The 13,883-nt window shown below is 65.1% G+C and carries 30 protein-coding genes; all 30 read right to left on the bottom strand.

What is annotated here, in order from left to right; translation table 11 throughout:
- Positions 1–66: 66 nt before the first annotated feature.
- On the bottom strand, positions 67–270 hold the full coding sequence (locus tag ACIP8W_RS19980) for a hypothetical protein (protein WP_402203958.1): 204 nt from the start codon (positions 268–270) through the stop codon (positions 67–69).
- A complete protein-coding gene (locus tag ACIP8W_RS19975; RefSeq protein WP_402203957.1) occupies positions 267–473 on the bottom strand; it encodes a hypothetical protein in 207 nt (68 codons plus the stop codon). Before ACIP8W_RS19975 ends, ACIP8W_RS19980 begins: the two co-directional genes overlap by 4 nt.
- Complete coding sequence (locus ACIP8W_RS19970; RefSeq protein WP_402203955.1) at positions 470–877, bottom strand: hypothetical protein; 408 nt, start codon at positions 875–877, stop codon at positions 470–472. Before ACIP8W_RS19970 ends, ACIP8W_RS19975 begins: the two co-directional genes overlap by 4 nt.
- Positions 855–1,181 carry a hypothetical protein gene (locus tag ACIP8W_RS19965; protein WP_402203954.1) on the bottom strand — a complete coding sequence of 109 codons (327 nt, stop codon included), beginning with the start codon at positions 1,179–1,181 and terminating at the stop codon, positions 855–857. The genes ACIP8W_RS19970 and ACIP8W_RS19965 overlap by 23 nt, the downstream gene beginning before the upstream one ends.
- Positions 1,178–1,504, bottom strand: a complete 327-nt coding sequence (locus ACIP8W_RS19960) for a hypothetical protein (RefSeq protein ID WP_402203952.1) — start codon at positions 1,502–1,504, stop codon at positions 1,178–1,180. Before ACIP8W_RS19960 ends, ACIP8W_RS19965 begins: the two co-directional genes overlap by 4 nt.
- The gene (locus tag ACIP8W_RS19955; RefSeq protein ID WP_402203950.1) at positions 1,497–1,712 is read right to left on the bottom strand and encodes a hypothetical protein; all 216 of its coding nucleotides are present in this window, start codon (positions 1,710–1,712) and stop codon (positions 1,497–1,499) included. Before ACIP8W_RS19955 ends, ACIP8W_RS19960 begins: the two co-directional genes overlap by 8 nt.
- Positions 1,709–2,068, bottom strand: a complete 360-nt coding sequence (locus ACIP8W_RS19950) for a hypothetical protein (RefSeq protein WP_402203948.1) — start codon at positions 2,066–2,068, stop codon at positions 1,709–1,711. Before ACIP8W_RS19950 ends, ACIP8W_RS19955 begins: the two co-directional genes overlap by 4 nt.
- On the bottom strand, positions 2,068–2,259 hold the full coding sequence (locus ACIP8W_RS19945; RefSeq protein ID WP_402203946.1) for a hypothetical protein: 192 nt from the start codon (positions 2,257–2,259) through the stop codon (positions 2,068–2,070). The genes ACIP8W_RS19950 and ACIP8W_RS19945 overlap by 1 nt, the downstream gene beginning before the upstream one ends.
- On the bottom strand, positions 2,256–2,678 hold the full coding sequence (locus ACIP8W_RS19940) for a phiSA1p31-related protein (protein WP_402203945.1): 423 nt from the start codon (positions 2,676–2,678) through the stop codon (positions 2,256–2,258). The genes ACIP8W_RS19945 and ACIP8W_RS19940 overlap by 4 nt, the downstream gene beginning before the upstream one ends.
- 311 nt (positions 2,679–2,989) lie before the next feature.
- Positions 2,990–3,727: a phiSA1p31-related protein gene (locus tag ACIP8W_RS19935; protein ID WP_402203943.1), complete on the bottom strand. Its 738-nt coding sequence runs from the start codon at positions 3,725–3,727 to the stop codon at positions 2,990–2,992.
- A gap of 76 nt (positions 3,728–3,803) precedes the next feature.
- The gene (locus ACIP8W_RS19930) at positions 3,804–4,073 is read right to left on the bottom strand and encodes a hypothetical protein (protein WP_402203941.1); all 270 of its coding nucleotides are present in this window, start codon (positions 4,071–4,073) and stop codon (positions 3,804–3,806) included.
- Positions 4,066–4,629 (bottom strand): DNA (cytosine-5-)-methyltransferase, encoded by a 564-nt coding sequence (locus tag ACIP8W_RS19925; RefSeq protein WP_402203939.1) that lies wholly within the window; start codon positions 4,627–4,629, stop codon positions 4,066–4,068. Before ACIP8W_RS19925 ends, ACIP8W_RS19930 begins: the two co-directional genes overlap by 8 nt.
- Positions 4,622–5,122, bottom strand: a complete 501-nt coding sequence (locus ACIP8W_RS19920) for a DNA cytosine methyltransferase (RefSeq protein ID WP_402203937.1) — start codon at positions 5,120–5,122, stop codon at positions 4,622–4,624. The genes ACIP8W_RS19925 and ACIP8W_RS19920 overlap by 8 nt, the downstream gene beginning before the upstream one ends.
- A gap of 4 nt (positions 5,123–5,126) precedes the next feature.
- Positions 5,127–5,378, bottom strand: coding sequence for a hypothetical protein (locus ACIP8W_RS19915; RefSeq protein WP_402203936.1), 252 nt, complete (start codon positions 5,376–5,378; stop codon positions 5,127–5,129).
- An 85-nt stretch (positions 5,379–5,463) separates the two neighbouring features.
- Positions 5,464–6,204 carry a hypothetical protein gene (locus ACIP8W_RS19910; protein WP_402203934.1) on the bottom strand — a complete coding sequence of 247 codons (741 nt, stop codon included), beginning with the start codon at positions 6,202–6,204 and terminating at the stop codon, positions 5,464–5,466.
- Between the two features lie 104 nt (positions 6,205–6,308).
- Positions 6,309–7,118, bottom strand: coding sequence for a hypothetical protein (locus ACIP8W_RS19905; protein ID WP_402203932.1), 810 nt, complete (start codon positions 7,116–7,118; stop codon positions 6,309–6,311).
- Positions 7,115–7,342 (bottom strand): hypothetical protein, encoded by a 228-nt coding sequence (locus ACIP8W_RS19900; protein WP_402203930.1) that lies wholly within the window; start codon positions 7,340–7,342, stop codon positions 7,115–7,117. Before ACIP8W_RS19900 ends, ACIP8W_RS19905 begins: the two co-directional genes overlap by 4 nt.
- A complete protein-coding gene (locus tag ACIP8W_RS19895) occupies positions 7,321–7,782 on the bottom strand; it encodes a hypothetical protein (RefSeq protein WP_402203928.1) in 462 nt (153 codons plus the stop codon). The genes ACIP8W_RS19900 and ACIP8W_RS19895 overlap by 22 nt, the downstream gene beginning before the upstream one ends.
- Positions 7,779–7,991: a hypothetical protein gene (locus ACIP8W_RS19890; protein WP_402203926.1), complete on the bottom strand. Its 213-nt coding sequence runs from the start codon at positions 7,989–7,991 to the stop codon at positions 7,779–7,781. The genes ACIP8W_RS19895 and ACIP8W_RS19890 overlap by 4 nt, the downstream gene beginning before the upstream one ends.
- Positions 7,991–8,161, bottom strand: coding sequence for a hypothetical protein (locus ACIP8W_RS19885; RefSeq protein WP_402203924.1), 171 nt, complete (start codon positions 8,159–8,161; stop codon positions 7,991–7,993). The genes ACIP8W_RS19890 and ACIP8W_RS19885 overlap by 1 nt, the downstream gene beginning before the upstream one ends.
- A 187-nt stretch (positions 8,162–8,348) precedes the next feature.
- On the bottom strand, positions 8,349–8,666 hold the full coding sequence (locus ACIP8W_RS19880; protein WP_402203923.1) for a hypothetical protein: 318 nt from the start codon (positions 8,664–8,666) through the stop codon (positions 8,349–8,351).
- Positions 8,663–9,166, bottom strand: a complete 504-nt coding sequence (locus tag ACIP8W_RS19875; RefSeq protein WP_402203921.1) for a hypothetical protein — start codon at positions 9,164–9,166, stop codon at positions 8,663–8,665. Before ACIP8W_RS19875 ends, ACIP8W_RS19880 begins: the two co-directional genes overlap by 4 nt.
- 199 nt (positions 9,167–9,365) lie before the next feature.
- A complete protein-coding gene (locus ACIP8W_RS19870; RefSeq protein ID WP_402203919.1) occupies positions 9,366–9,599 on the bottom strand; it encodes a hypothetical protein in 234 nt (77 codons plus the stop codon).
- A gap of 69 nt (positions 9,600–9,668) precedes the next feature.
- Complete coding sequence (locus ACIP8W_RS19865; RefSeq protein ID WP_402203918.1) at positions 9,669–10,016, bottom strand: hypothetical protein; 348 nt, start codon at positions 10,014–10,016, stop codon at positions 9,669–9,671.
- A gap of 156 nt (positions 10,017–10,172) precedes the next feature.
- Positions 10,173–10,844, bottom strand: coding sequence for an RNA ligase family protein (locus tag ACIP8W_RS19860; RefSeq protein WP_402204060.1), 672 nt, complete (start codon positions 10,842–10,844; stop codon positions 10,173–10,175).
- Positions 10,844–11,173, bottom strand: a complete 330-nt coding sequence (locus ACIP8W_RS19855; RefSeq protein WP_402203916.1) for a hypothetical protein — start codon at positions 11,171–11,173, stop codon at positions 10,844–10,846. The genes ACIP8W_RS19860 and ACIP8W_RS19855 overlap by 1 nt, the downstream gene beginning before the upstream one ends.
- Before the next feature lie 78 nt (positions 11,174–11,251).
- Complete coding sequence (locus tag ACIP8W_RS19850) at positions 11,252–11,488, bottom strand: hypothetical protein (RefSeq protein ID WP_402203914.1); 237 nt, start codon at positions 11,486–11,488, stop codon at positions 11,252–11,254.
- Positions 11,485–12,288: a hypothetical protein gene (locus tag ACIP8W_RS19845; RefSeq protein ID WP_402203912.1), complete on the bottom strand. Its 804-nt coding sequence runs from the start codon at positions 12,286–12,288 to the stop codon at positions 11,485–11,487. The genes ACIP8W_RS19850 and ACIP8W_RS19845 overlap by 4 nt, the downstream gene beginning before the upstream one ends.
- A gap of 252 nt (positions 12,289–12,540) precedes the next feature.
- The gene (locus tag ACIP8W_RS19840; RefSeq protein ID WP_402203910.1) at positions 12,541–13,275 is read right to left on the bottom strand and encodes a hypothetical protein; all 735 of its coding nucleotides are present in this window, start codon (positions 13,273–13,275) and stop codon (positions 12,541–12,543) included.
- An 89-nt stretch (positions 13,276–13,364) separates the two neighbouring features.
- Positions 13,365–13,850, bottom strand: a complete 486-nt coding sequence (locus tag ACIP8W_RS19835) for a hypothetical protein (protein WP_402203909.1) — start codon at positions 13,848–13,850, stop codon at positions 13,365–13,367.
- Positions 13,851–13,883: the final 33 nt, after the last annotated feature.

The raw sequence follows: 13,883 nt of genomic DNA, 5'->3' as shown, positions 1-13,883 counted from the left end.
TCCTACGCACTCAGCCCCCGGGACCGAAGTCACCGGGGGCTAGGCACTTGCGTCAGTCGACTTGCGCTACTCGTCCGGGTTGTAGTCCTCGAACGTCAGGCTGTCCGCGCCGGCCGACGTCAGGTAGTTACCTGCGTGCTTGTCACCGCGCGCCATGGCGTGGGCGACCCACCCGTGGGCTTCTCCCAGCGTCATGCTCTCGCCCTCGTACTCGTCGCCGTCGGGGTAGACGGTGAGAGTTCCTGAGAACGTGATGACTGCCTGTCTCACACTGACTCCCCGAACTGCTCAGCCCAGCACGCCGGAGGGACCTCCAGGAGGAAGACCTCTCCGTTCCCATTGACGCCCCGGGCGAAGATGGTCAGTCGCCCGCGCCCCCGGTCGTACGTGATGGCCTGACGTACCGCCTTCTTCGAAGGGTGCCCCTTCCACTTTTCACGCCGCCACGGTGCGAAGCTGATGTACTCGGTCACACTGTCTCCCTGTGCTGCTTGTCGAGCGCGTACCAGCGGTCGAAGCCGACGTCCTGCAACGCCTCCTCCATGTCCCGCAACCTGTTCATCAGCCGCACGTCCGTCGCCACGTCGCGCACGACGTAGCCGTCCGCGACGCCCTTCATCCGTCGCTTGACGACCGCGCAGCCATAGGGCTGGCCCGCGTGGACGGCCTCCTTGGTGGCCTGTGCGATGTAGGAGGAGAGGGTAATGGTCTTCTCCGCCTTCGCCTCCGTCGCGTGGAGGTAGTAGCCGTCGATGTCTCCGATGTCGAGCCGGCCCATCTGCGCGTTGCGACGGGCGCCGGGGTTGTGGTGCTCGCGAAGGTAGGCGACGAGGGTGGTCTCCCAGGAAGTGCCTTTAGCTTTCGCGGGGTTCGCCATCTGGCCTCCCTTCCAGAGCGAGGCTGGCCGCCTCGCCCAGTGCGTCACGAACTTCACGAGTGCTGTACTCGTCAGGCCACTCCCCGCCGCACTCGCGCATTTCGGTCTGAAGATCGGTGATGTCATCGGAGATCGTCACCCTAAGAACTCGCTCCTTCACCTTCCACACCGCCTGCGCCTCGTCGACGCCACGGCGGAACCAGTAGCCGCACATCCCGTTCCACTCGCCATCGAGGGCGGGTGGTACAGGGACGTCCCTGTACGTGTCGGGGGCTGCTGTGCCCGTCAGGCCGTCAGGGCTCACGCGCTCTCCTTCCGCAGCTCCCGCGCCTTGGTGCTGAACAAGTCGTAGATCCGGTAGTTGATCGCGGAGTCGGTGTCGTCATCCGCGCACAGGTGCGAACGGTGCGCGGAATCCGCCATCTCCTCCAACACATCCGCCAGCAACGCGCGAACGTCAGGGCGGATCTCGGTGAGAGGGCCGTGGTCGTCACGGACGTCTTCGACGCTGGCCACGCAGCCCAAGTGGCGGATAACGCCGTTCGCCCGGTCCGTCAACCGCAGCCAGCCCGGCTCGTACTCGGTCCAGGTGTCGCCGTCGCAGTCGAGGAACTTCCGCTCAGACACTCCCGCTCACCCCGCCCGGTCCGCCGGCGCCGACGAGGTTCGTCCCGCACGGGGCGCCGAAGTCGCCGTCCTCGATCACGCCGTCGCCGTCGAACTCCCGCAGCAGTGTCACACGCTGCTGCGCGTCCAGCTCGTCGGCGTACGGCCCCCACTGCTTGCCCTCGGGGTACTTGAAGGCGGGCTTCGTCTGGATCACTCGGTAAGTCATGCGACTACCCCCCACTTCTTCGACTCAGGGTCGCGCTCGTCGAACGGCTCCCACGCAAGCGAGGCGCGTTCGACGTAGACGCGGACAACTCGGGACGTCACGACACGTGGAATGCCGTATCCCCCGCACCCGTCCTGCTCCCGGGTCTGCGCGTCTCGGCTCGCCTGTCGACGCGCGTTCCCTGCCGACTGGTACGGTCCACGGACGTCGGTGTGAATGTCCTCGTGCCACTCGTCCAGGTACCGCGGAACGTTCGGGTTGTCCCGCCAGTGGTAGGCGGGGTTGGACTTCCGTTTCTGGTACTCCACTACGGAGCGCCACTGCTCCATGTCGTTGATGGCGCCGTTCGTCGCCATCAGCTCTCCTCCCGGTTCATCACACGGACAGCAGCCCCGCGCACGAGCGCTACACCGACGGCTTCCCAGTACCGCGGGAAGTCCCGCCGGCTCGTCGCTGCGGGGCGGATGCAGATCACGTCGCCTTCGCCGGCCGTCCGGATGTCTCCGAGTGCGGGCGCCATGGCGTCGTCGATGAGGTGGACGTTCACAGAGTGACCTTGGTGAGGGGGCCAAAGTCGCTCGCCACCTCCGCGAGCGTCCAACGCGGCCCGCCGAACGAGCTGCCCTCACGGTTCCCGATCCGCCCACGTGGGGTGTTGTCGGTGAGGCTCAGCGGTGTCTCGAACTTAAAGTGGTCACCCTCCTTGTCCCGGTATACCGCGCCCATCTCGTACGTCACGCCGCCATACGTGAACACGGTAGGGGTGTACGTCTTCTCTCCCGCAGCCTCCAGGGATGCAGGCTGCGCCGGCTTCCCCAGCGCGCCGAAGATGTGCACCATCGTGCGGGTACCGTCGGCCGCACCGACGACATGCCGCAACTCGTCCGCCTCGTCCTCCGTCAGTGTGAGGACGACGACCGTCTCCTCCGCAGTGCGCGTGCGGGTGTCGTACTGTGCGGTTGCCATGGGTTCTCCTCGTGTCAGTGGGCGTGGTAAGCGAGCGCTCTACGTGCTTGATCCCCGGTGACCGGATGGGCGGGCGGAAGGCCGTATGCCGCGGACGATTCATCCATTATGCGAAACGCAGATACCGTCACTCCCACCGCGCTTGCCACCGCTTCATCGTGGGGCAGTCGGTCCTCTTCGCGGTATCTCCGATAGAACTCAGCCACTACGGCGGGCACGTCCCGACGACGCAGGGCGGGGGTAACGTCCATGGGGTCTCCTCTCTCCTACGCACTCAGCCCCCGGGCCACGTGGACGCCGGGGGCGAGAGGTCAGACCTTGAGAAGGGGGCCGTGCATGATGGCTGCGGTCTCCAGGGTTTCCGAGAAGTTGTCGATGTGGGGCTCGTACGTCGACGTGGACGCGCGGTACTCGCCACGTACCGCCCCGTCCGGCATGCGCTTGAAGAACCAGACGTCGCCGTCGCTGTCCCGGTACTGCGCGTCCACGTCGTACGTCACGCCGTCGTACTCGTAGGTGTCGGTGACACGCTCCACGGCGACGCAGTTCCAGTGCCCGTTCTCCTCGCCGTGGAACCCACGACCATCGCCGAACTGAACGCGATACGGGAGACGAGATGCGTCGCTGTTGAGTTTCACCACCCTGCCGATTCGGCCGACGAATTGGTGTGCGCCATCGTCGTCCGTCACACGCACCCGGTCGCCCGCCTTGATGGGGTCGGGAGCGGGCAGCGCCGTCAGGTCGCCCTCGGACGCCGTGGCATCGCCGACCTCCGCCTTCACCGCGAACCACACGCGGTACCGGTTCTTGTACGGGCCGCCGATGATCTCCACGGGCTCCGTCTCGCCCGCCATCTTCGCCTTGTCGCCCACGGCGAAGGCGGGGAGCGGGGCTGAGACCTCCAAGTCATCTGCGTCGAAGTGCGTACCGTCCGCCATCTCCAGGAGGTACAGATCAGGGTTCCACCGGGTCCTGTAGGGGCCGTAGCGAACTGTGCACGTGCCGCCGGTCGGGTGCTCCACCTTGTCGCCCACCTTGAACTCTGCCATGCGTCTCTCCTCCGTGAATGCCTTGCGAAAGGCCCCCGCATCGTCGGTGTGCGGGGGCTGTGGTGTGTTCGGTGTGTCAGGCGTCGAGGGCATCGCCGATGACGACGACGTGTTCGGCGCTGACGTACTGCGGGACAAGGGTGGACCGGGCGCTGAAGCCGGAGTCACGGCCCGTCGGCTGGACCTTCAGCCGCGGGATCACGCGGCCGGCCCGCTTGTCGCTCATGGTCTCCATGACGATGGCCTCCGTCATCCGCACGCGGTTCCCGCGGCGGGTGGCGTAGGCCACCACCCTGTCCGGCCGGATCTCAGCTCCGGTGAAGTCGGTGAGTCGGGTCTTAGCCATTACTGCTCTCCTCTGTGAATTCCTTCTGCTCCAGACACCATCGGAATGCGAAGAACGACTGCATCGGCACAACTCCGTTGCCGATACGGCCGATCTGTTCTTCCCGTGTCAGCCCCGGAACGTCGGTTACCCATCCGTCCGGTAGCCCCATCAGCCATTCCGCAAACTTCGGGGCCAGCTTCACCCCACCACGAGGGCCGAACATAATGGGAACTGGTGCCGCAGTCCCCATTAGAACTTCCCAGCGGTGAACGGCTTTGGAGAACGGACCCCACCATTCAGCGGGAGTGTGTGGACCGTCTACCGGATCGGCATCTGGGTCGACGTCCAGAAGGAAGCAGACCTCATCCTCCAGTGTCGGCCCGTGGCCTCCGGCTTTCCGCTTATCGGGGTGCTGCGCGCTGCCATTCCGAGCGAGATTAGCTGTCGGGGTTTTGAAAAGTTGCTCCGCCTTTTCCCGAGGGAAGAGCCGGGCAACTGCGGTGACCAGGTCATCGCCGCCCGATCCTTCCCGATCCCGCTTCGCGAAGTCCGGTCCTCGATAACCATCAGACACTGTCGGAGATGGCAGGTGTGGCGACGCAAAACCATCTGTCCCGGTGATGGGCGGCGCCGATCTCGCTAGCTCGAAGAGACGTCCACGTCGCGTCATACCCGATCTCGTGAAGCGATGCGAGGACTTCGTCTTGTCCCCGATTACGGAGTGCTGAGACGTTCTCCAAGAACGCGTATCTCGGTCGAACGATCCGTATTGCTTCGGCAACGTTGAACCAGACGCTTGACCGGTCACCCTTGATTCCCTCCCGACGCCCGGCATTGCTGATGTCTTGACAGGGAAATCCCGCAGTGATCGTGTCGATCTCACCGACGAGCGGCGTCCATGTCTGATACCTGATGTCACCAATGTTCGGGGCGTCAGGGAACCGGTACGACATCACCTTGCACGCTGCTCCGTGGACTTCGGCGACCACCGTCACCTTGTCGCCGATGAGTGCTTCTACCGCGATCCCCAGTCCGCCGTATCCGGCGCAGAGTTCGAGGATGGGCACGGGATCACCCCGCGTTGAACGAGCCGAGAATGAGACCTGCGGGCCCCGCTGACAGAATCATCTCCGCCTTCAGGTTCGACCCGTCACGCTCGAACCCGGAGAACTGCGCGTCCCACTCCACGTCGTCGCCGTACCGACGCTCATCGCCCATTGTGGCGATCTCCAGAGCAGCCTTCTCGCTCGTGGCCCGGACTACGATCGCGTCGTACTCGTCGTACCGGCAGCCGTCCGTACGGCTCACCTTGTAAAGCGCCATCTCTCCTCCTCGTGTGCGTAGAATCGTGACTACGCCTGCCCCTTCCGACCGCAATTCGGAAGGGGCAGGCGCTTCGGTGTGAAGGTCAGGCAGCCATGGCCAGATCCGCCGTACCGGCGGCCTCGTACGCGCCGGTCACCTTGATGACGGGCTTGTTGTACGAGACGTCCCGGCCCGCCTTGGTCGTGTACGAGACGTTCTCGATCGACAGCAGCGCCCGCACCGGACCGCCGGTCGCGCCGTCCGTCGCGCCGCCCGCCTCGTCGATGTCCTTCAGCACCGTGTGCAGCACCTTGACCAGCTCCCACGAGCCGCTGTTGAAGCGGAAGACGCCCAGCTCCGGGGTCTCGGCCAGCTTGAACGTCAGGTCGATCGACGGCTTCGGCCCGCGTCCCGCCCGCGCCCGGTCCTTGCGGTCCTGGAGCAGCGCGGGGCACCCGCACTTCTCGCCCTTGTCCTCGTCAGGGCTGAGGAACTCCACGCCGTCGCAGTGATGGACGAGGCCGCTCATGCCGAAGAGCTTCATCGAGGCGTCCAGCTTGTCGGACGACTCGATGATGATCTCCACCGACGAGGAGTCGGTGAGCACCTCCGTGCTGTCCTCCTTGTCGGTCTCCCACTCCTCCGGTGTGCCGCCCAGCAGCGCCGCGATGGCGTCGGCCACGACCGGGTCGCCAGTCGTCACGCGCCATTCGTTCAGCGCCTCCGGCTGCTTGCCGACGAGCCGGCCGGACCGGAAGCGGCCCACGATGTCGCTGCTGAACTGCCGCTCACGGGGCTTGCTGTCGGGGTCGGTGTCCCAGATGCGTGCGATGTTGTTGGCCATGTGTGAGTGCCTCTCGTCAGTCAGTGTGTGTCGAGCGGAGTGTGTTGTCCGCTGACTTAGTTATGTGGGGGTAGCGGGCTGATGTGACGCGGGAGTTCAAGGGACTAGCGCAAGTCGACTTGCGCTAGTCGCCCCTGATGCACGCGCTCCAGCTCCGCCTTCCAGTACGCAACGGTGGCGACCTCGTCGTCACACGTGCATGGCGTCGGCTGCGGAAGGTCGTCCTGGGCCATGTGGCAGCGCGGACACATTTCACGCATGTGCTCCGGACCTACACGGGTCCATCGATCGCGGTACGGGCGGCCCTCCCGCTGCGCCTCCCCCAGCTCGTGGAGAGCGTCGTAGATGGGACGGAGGTGAGTCCGATAGGTGTCGCCATCCATGGTCCAGCCACGAATCTGCTGAACCTCCGCGACGAATGCGTGGGCACGCCGCAACTCCTCCATGCGCTTCCGTATGTGCGGCTGAAGTTCGGCAGTATACGAGCGGCGCCGCGCCTCCTGCTGCGCCAGCTCCACGTCCTTCAGTGTCAGAGCCTCCGTCGCGAAGTTCGCCTCCATCGCCGCGCGACGTCGGGCGGAGATCCCGGCAAGGCGGTAACGGTCGCGCTCATGCAGGCGCTCCGAGGACGCGCTGAGAAGCTCCCGGATCACCCCGTTCAGGTCTCGGGTGATCCGCCGGTACGACTCGCGCGTTGCGCTGGACACCTTCCATGCGCTGCGGAGATGCGCAACCTCTCCTCGCAGGCGCTCAATCTCCGCGTGCGCCTCCGCCATGTCGGCATGCATGCCGGTACAGATGCCGTCGACGTCAGCGCCTAGTTCGTCTTCCAGGTCGACGATGCGTTCCGCCAGATCCCACGCGCTTTCATGGTAATACGCCTCGATGCGCTCATCCCGCGATTGCTCAGTCACAACGCCTCCACGGTGAGTGTGACGCGGAAGTCCCGAGCGTCCGATGGGTATGAACCCAGAGTCTCCACCTGAACGTCAATGCTCCGGCCGTCGTCCGCTACAGCCACAAGGGTGTACTTCTGCTGTGGCCCTGACTCCGGGTAGGTGTAGCCAGGGAGCCACTCCGCCAAGGTGCCAAGGGCGGCGTCCTGGACGTCGGCCGTCAGGTCGTAGGTGTCTGCCACTTCTCCTCCTCTGACAACGTGTGTGCCTTGCTGAGCGCCTCCGAGATGACCGACGACCATCTCCGTTGGGCGCGCTCTATGGCGTCCATGTAGGGCTGCTCATGGGCTCGCAGGACGTCAGCAGACCGAGGGACCGACGCCATCAGCCGTTGCAACTTCAGCCACGACGCAAACCGCCGGTACATGTGCAGCTTCGCCCGCGACTGTTCCAACTCCCAGTGGAGGCGGGCGTCGTACGTGAGGTGCCAGAGCGACCGCCCCGCGGGTCCGGGGAACGTCTCGCACCGGATACAGCTTGCGGCACGGCCGTGCCAGGGGGTTTCACGGAAGTCGGTCCGGTCCTTCCGCTGACGGCACAGGCCGACGCAGAGGAGTGTGTTCTTCCCGTTCGGATGGTCGCGCTCGAACTGGAGCCGGATGGCGTTGGCGAGGGTTGTCACGCTGCCCCCACCTTCGCCAGCATGGCCGCGAGCCATGAGGCGGCCAGGTAGTCGACGATCTCCGGCGACCACCCACGGCGCAGGAGATCGGCCTTCATCCCGTCAGCGGCGTCGAAGAGGGGGACGACGAGGGTCTCCCGGATCTGCATGAGACCCTCAGTGAAAGCCTCGCGCTGCTCGTCGACGGTGGGCTGTGTGGGTCCAAACATCAGCTCTCCCCTTCCGCCAGGAACTCCGCCACGCGAGCAACGTCGTGCACGTCGACGGTGTATCCGCTCCAGTCCAGTGACTTGATGAGCTTGTACGAGGCCCGGAACACGTCCGCGCGGTCCATGATTTTCTCGGTGGGCGTCGGGTCGCCGGCGTCGATCTCGGTCACCGGGCCTCCTCTCGTGCCTCGCGGACCCAAAGACGTTCCTCGCGACGTCGCACCAGGCGCCGGAACCGCGGACCCTTGTCGCCCTCGTCGGCATACCGGTGCGCGATGATCCGGCTGTTGGCGCTGACGCCACGGCTGCGACGTCGGTGCCAGCGGAGGCGGCCTGTACGCGGGATGGGCAGGCGCATCATCGGCCCTCCCGCCGGTCGATCCCCTCAACCCACTTGACACCCACGGCGATCGCCTGGATCAACTCCGCGCGGAGGCGTACGGGGTCGGTCTCCGCCACGGCTTCGAAGACCTCTTCGAGAAAGACGTGACGGTAGGTGCCGTTGCCGCCCTTGAACGCTGCATCGCAGTTGTCTCGGTGCTGATTGGCCAGGCTGCGGAAAACGTCGTGCGTGCCGTCCGGCAGATCCTGAACGCCAAACCGGGCGTCCTGCGCGTCGCGCTCCCGGCGAACGTCGTCAAGGATGCGGGCCTGGCGGCCGTGGTGGGTTGTCATTCCGGCTCCCCCAAGTTCAGAACGAACGGCTCCGTCTCCTGCGGCACGAACCGCGCGTTGTCCGGGTATCGGCCACGATGTTTTGGCGGAATGGTTCCCTGCGACCAGAGATCGTGTGTCGTCACCAGCCGGCCGTCAAAGAACTTGATGTCGAAGCGTCGCCCGCCGAAGCCCCCGGAGTTGCCGGGTCCGATGGTGTAGTGCTGCCCGTCGACCACAACGCGCCGTTCCGGCTCGCAGTCCGCAGGCTGACGCCAGATGCCCGGGTGAGGACTGGGCTCGGTCCAGAAGTCATCCGCGCTGTCCTCCGACGCCTCCACGGTGATCGTGATCCGGTAGACGGTCGAAGTGCCGTCGTCCTGTCCCATCCTCATGTCGCAGGTCACGGACGTCTCGTCGGCGTTGTAGTGCGCGGCGTCGCGAGAGCTGAAGTGACCAGGCTGGGAGTTCTTCAGGGAGTCGACGACTCGGAGTACGCCGTCCCAGAGTGCTTGCTTCACGTCGAGACCTCCGGGTCGATCAGATCGGCGGCGTCGCACGGACAGTTGGTGTCTCCGTGTCCGCGGTCCTCCCACGAGTGGGCCCGGATTCTTCGCGCGGCACGGCAAAGGGTCTCCCGCTGCACCTCCCTCAGCGCGCGGGAGAGAAGCTCCAGTTCCTCATCAGAGGTTGTGCGACTGACGAGTTCGGCCCACGCGCTCACGCAGCCTCCCCATCCTTGTAACCGTCCTGGTATCCCTCGTCGTACGACTCGGTGAAGCCCTCGTCCTCAATGGACGCCAGCAGCTCCCGCACGTCGTCCTCATTCATGACGACGGTCGCGATCGTCTCGCCCCGGGCGTTGCGGGTTTCGAGGTCGTACTCGGTCCCGCGCCGGCGGATGGTGACGGTGGAGCCGTCGGCAGTGTGGATGGTGTGGCCTCCACGGATCATGTGTGCTCTCCTCTGCGGTGTGGTTACACGCACTCAGCCCCCGGCGCCGTGGCAACCGGGGGCTGAAGGTCAGTACTGCGTGCGGGGAAGACAGTGGGCGACGATGCGTCCGTCCGCGTAATGCACGAATGCGTCCGGGGCATCGCCCATCCACTTGATGTAGACGGTGGCGGTCTCTACCGGCTCGCCATAGATGCTCGGGACGTCGTCACCGTCCTCGTCGCTCCACTGCGCCGACCACCGGCTTCCGCAGCACGAGCAGTCATCGTCACCGTCGAAGTAGAGGCCGACATTCTCGGCTCCCTCGTTGGCCTCTTCGGCGCTGGCTGCTTCGACGATCACGTACTCACTGATGCCGCGCGCCTCGTCGAAGTCGAAGCCACCGCCGGAATTGTTCTGATTGAAGGTGAAGAACATGTGTGCCTCCCAATTGGGCTCCTACGCACTCAGCCCCCGGGACCGAAGTCACCGGGGGCTAGGTGTGCAAGTCGACTTGCGCTACTCAGTTCGGCGGACACCACGGGCGGCAGATGCGGCCGTGGATGTAGCAGTAGTCCGGGTCGCGCTCGTCGTTCACGCTGTGGACTCCCACTTCCCCGCGTCCTGGTTGTCGAGGGTGACCTTGAAGACGTTGCGGGTCTGGGAGTGGAAGACGCAGATGCCTTCGGGGTTCGTGAAGCCGGGGGACGCGACGGATCCGTAGTCGCCCAGGTCCGTCAGTGCCTGGCAGATGGCGGCCTCCGCGAAAGTCCCGGAGTACAACACCGGAACGGCGCCGATCTGACCCGCGAGCGCGGAGGTACACGCACGCGTCGACATCGAGTCGAGTCCGTCCTCCCCCGTCGCGAACCACCGCGCGGTGTTGAAGAGGCTGAACCGCTTCTCCTCCATCCCGTACCCGCGCTGGATCCCCTGCCCCCACCACTCTCCGAAGTGCAGCCCCTCCCCCAGGATGCGAACGAGGCCCGCAGCGTTGTCGTAGACCCAGCCGGCGAAGCCGTAGTTGTCGGTCGTCTTGCCGGGAGTAATGATGCGCTTCCGGGACTGCGCGGTGACGGCCCACTGGACGCCGTCGACATCCACCACGTGGAGGCTGCCGTCACCGGGAACGGTGCTGATCGGATCGGCTTCCCAGTCAGCAACCGGCGTCAGATGAACCGCACTGTTCGTGCCGTCCAGCTTCTCCGTCACAACGATGTCCCGGAACAGGCGCTTCGTCTTCGGCCACTCGGTGAACTCGTGCATCACGCAGCCACCGCCTTCTTCTTCAGCGCCCGGACCTTGCGGACGAGCCGCTCCATGTCGTCACGCGCGATGTCCTGCCCGGTAGCCCACGAACGAGCCTCGCGGACGAACTCCGCCACGTTGTCTATGCGCCGCAGCCCGTCGACCGACGAACGGTTCTCCCACGGAGACGGACACGAGCAGCCGGAGTCGGTATCCCAGAGGAGCGCGCCGTCCTCGTCGCGCTGCCACACCACCAGCATGCTGAACTCGTAGCTTAGGGGCGCGTCCAGAGATCCCACGATGGTCAGCCCGAACCTCTCAGGGCTGGAATACACGTCCTCGTACATGCTCTCTCCTCAGCGGTTGGGCGTACGTCGAAGCGGGGGCGCCCGTTGTGGACGCCCCCGTTCAGTGAGTGACTCGTGCTACTTGCGGCCGAAGGCCCGTCGGAGGCGGCCGGTCAGCATGTTCAGGCCGATGACGAACAGAAGCGCCGTGCCGAAACCGACGGCCGGCACAGCGGCTACGACGGAGTGGACGGCCCCCAGCACGAGCATGAGGAGCCACGCCTCCAGAGGAAGGGCGGCCAAGGCGCCCGCGCATCCCGCCACGGCGTCGCGACGGGCCTTCTCCTTGCGCATCTCGTCGAGGGTCTGCATCACGCGGCCCGCCTCTCTGTACCGGTCTGCTGCTCTCCGCCCCGTGCCACGGCTCGGCCCACCACGCCCCGCTTGCCGCCCTTCTCCCAGTCGTAGACGGAGCGAAGGGCAAGGAAGGCGTCGAACACTTGCGCATCGCACTGCACGGGAACGAGTTGCCAGCCGTCTGGACGGACGTGGAGCACGGCTCCGCCGGTCATCTCGGGGACCGGGATCGACTCCCCTGTCTCCTCCAGGATGATCCGGTCAGCGTGCCGGTAGGCCGCAAGCTGGAGTGCCACCGAGTCGTAGACCGATTTCGATGTCTTCCAGTCGAGGACGGCTACCTCACCGTCGATGCGGGCGATGGCGTCGAAGCTGCCAGCGTACTGATGCTCGTCGCTCCAGACCGTCTCCTCCAGGTAGAGGAACTCCGGCTGGACCTCCTGAAGGAACTCGTCGAACCACTTCACGTGCGGCTTGATGTCCGGGCGGATGTGCCGCAGGTTGATGACGTCGCCGCGCGCCTGGCGCTCGAAGATGTCGTGGGCCGACGAACCCAGGTCGCTCGCGGCCTTGCTCTTCCTCCGGTGCGCGTTCTTCAGGTAGTCGATGGCGCCCGCGGGGTCCCTCTTGATGAGCTGACTGACGAGATCCCAGTTGGTGACGGCCGCCTCCGCCGCTTCCTTCGCGGCCCAGAACGTCAGGAAGTCCTTCGGGAGCATCCCCACGATGCTCGTCACACCCGGGACCTTGATCCCGGCGTCGTCCGGATCGATGTAGAGACGGCTCCCGCCGCGTGTCAGAGTCTTGACTCCGCCCATGTGCCCTCCGCCAAGTCGTTGCTGCTGCTGCTGACTTAGTTATGTGGGGGTAGCGGGCTGATGTGACGCGGGAGTTCAAGATCTTCGGGCGTCTTCCCCTCCGACGTGCCTCGTTCAAAATGACAAACTAACCCCCTATTTCACTTCTCTCTAACGCGCGTTAAGGAGAAAGGAAAATAGGGGGTTAGTTTGTCATTTTGAACGAGGTTCGTCGGGGCGGAGGAGGCTGCGGGCTGACGTACGGAGGCACGATCAGCCGTCTGACCTGTGCTTACGCGTGTGCCGACGAAGGGTGGTGATGGTCTTCTGAAGGGCTGCTAGCTCCTCGTCCAGTTTGGCGCGCTGCCCGTCCGTCATGTCGTCATCGATCACGTCTGTACGCAGTTGCCCGATTAGGCTGGCTGCTGCGGACGAGAGTCGGAGGTGGTCTGCGGTGGCCCTCACGATCTCGCCAGCGGTGGGGAGTTCATCGATGCTCTTCGCAGTCGCACCCTTGCGTGGAGGTGATGAGGCTGCGGACGTGGAGACCCTAGTGGCCTGAACGATGGCGGCCGTCGTCTTCCTTGTGTCCTGAAGACGCTCCAGAGGACTGGTGGTGAGCAACCCCAGCGCCTTCAACTCACGTGACGTCAGGTGCCGTCTCAACGTGTTGCCAATGTGCCACCTGACTGCGCCCTTCAGCCGTTCCAGCGTGTCACCCTGTACGCCGCTTTGCCGGTACAGCTCTGCCACAGCCTGACGGTATTCGTGACTTGCCCCGCCCATATCGTTGTGCTGAGCCCGCAGGGCCAGGCAGACCATAGCCAGCGACTTGGCCAGGATCGTCGACTTGTGTTCGATGGCCGCGTATTCGCGGACATAGGCCGCCCCCCGGGCCTGAAGTGCGGTCTCCGACTCCTGCCGCAGCGCTTCTAGTTGCACCGTCGGCAGCTCGTCGACGTCGAGGAGCGGCGCGTCCGCAGTCTTGCGAACGACGTCTTTACCCATCACTAAGCCTCTCATCGACGTGGGGGGTTGCAGGGGTAGAGTAGCGCTAGTCACTGTGGCTTTCTAGCTCTACCCCTGCGATTGCACCACTACACAGGCTCGAACGGTTGCCCACAGACTCCGCAGATAACTGGCCCCTGCGCTGCCACCCTGCCAAACATCATCACGCGTCTGGCCGGCTCGCACTTGCAGGCCAGACTAATGCGCTCGGTCCGTTGATGCTTGGACGAGGTTGGGCTGACGAGATGCGGCAGTGCCAGGGGGATGGCGGTCTCAAGTGCCTTCAGGTCTGCCGTATGGCGCTGCTTGGCATCCTCCGATAACGCAGTGACGTAGAAGCCGCTGCTGGACCCCCTCTTGTCGTCAGGGCCCCAGTGAAGACCCACCTCCTCAGCAGCGACGAGGTACCGCTGATTGTGGTAGCCACCTCGCATCGTCGTGTCAGGCGTCTGTCGCACCCAGCAGAGCACGTGCGCTGCCTCATGCAGCACTGTGGATACCACCGCTTCAGGGCCATTGGCGAGCGTGGCGGCGCTCATGACCAGACCGGTGACCACGCCGTCTTCGTCCAGCAACAGACGGTCCCATCCGTGGTCGGGGGAAGACTT

The sequence above is a fragment of the Streptomyces sp. NPDC088554 genome (assembly GCF_044752945.1).
Lineage (GTDB): Bacteria > Actinomycetota > Actinomycetes > Streptomycetales > Streptomycetaceae > Streptomyces.
This window is presented reverse-complemented; position numbering and strand designations above follow the sequence as displayed.

Bases quoted from the DNA above. Each gene is read 5' to 3' on its own strand.
- ACIP8W_RS19970 (WP_402203955.1), bottom strand. From the start codon at position 877: ATGGCGAACCCCGCGAAAGCTAAAGGCACTTCCTGGGAGACCACCCTC.
- ACIP8W_RS19955 (WP_402203950.1), bottom strand. From the start codon at position 1,712: ATGACTTACCGAGTGATCCAGACGAAGCCCGCCTTCAAGTACCCCGAG.
- ACIP8W_RS19950 (WP_402203948.1), bottom strand. From the start codon at position 2,068: ATGGCGACGAACGGCGCCATCAACGACATGGAGCAGTGGCGCTCCGTA.
- ACIP8W_RS19940 (WP_402203945.1), bottom strand. From the start codon at position 2,678: ATGGCAACCGCACAGTACGACACCCGCACGCGCACTGCGGAGGAGACG.
- ACIP8W_RS19935 (WP_402203943.1), bottom strand. From the start codon at position 3,727: ATGGCAGAGTTCAAGGTGGGCGACAAGGTGGAGCACCCGACCGGCGGC.
- ACIP8W_RS19930 (WP_402203941.1), bottom strand. From the start codon at position 4,073: ATGGCTAAGACCCGACTCACCGACTTCACCGGAGCTGAGATCCGGCCG.
- ACIP8W_RS19915 (WP_402203936.1), bottom strand. From the start codon at position 5,378: ATGGCGCTTTACAAGGTGAGCCGTACGGACGGCTGCCGGTACGACGAG.
- ACIP8W_RS19910 (WP_402203934.1), bottom strand. From the start codon at position 6,204: ATGGCCAACAACATCGCACGCATCTGGGACACCGACCCCGACAGCAAG.
- ACIP8W_RS19890 (WP_402203926.1), bottom strand. From the start codon at position 7,991: ATGTTTGGACCCACACAGCCCACCGTCGACGAGCAGCGCGAGGCTTTC.
- ACIP8W_RS19880 (WP_402203923.1), bottom strand. From the start codon at position 8,666: ATGACAACCCACCACGGCCGCCAGGCCCGCATCCTTGACGACGTTCGC.
- ACIP8W_RS19870 (WP_402203919.1), bottom strand. From the start codon at position 9,599: ATGATCCGTGGAGGCCACACCATCCACACTGCCGACGGCTCCACCGTC.
- ACIP8W_RS19865 (WP_402203918.1), bottom strand. From the start codon at position 10,016: ATGTTCTTCACCTTCAATCAGAACAATTCCGGCGGTGGCTTCGACTTC.
- ACIP8W_RS19860 (WP_402204060.1), bottom strand. From the start codon at position 10,844: ATGCACGAGTTCACCGAGTGGCCGAAGACGAAGCGCCTGTTCCGGGAC.
- ACIP8W_RS19855 (WP_402203916.1), bottom strand. From the start codon at position 11,173: ATGTACGAGGACGTGTATTCCAGCCCTGAGAGGTTCGGGCTGACCATC.
- ACIP8W_RS19845 (WP_402203912.1), bottom strand. From the start codon at position 12,288: ATGGGCGGAGTCAAGACTCTGACACGCGGCGGGAGCCGTCTCTACATC.
- ACIP8W_RS19840 (WP_402203910.1), bottom strand. From the start codon at position 13,275: ATGGGTAAAGACGTCGTTCGCAAGACTGCGGACGCGCCGCTCCTCGAC.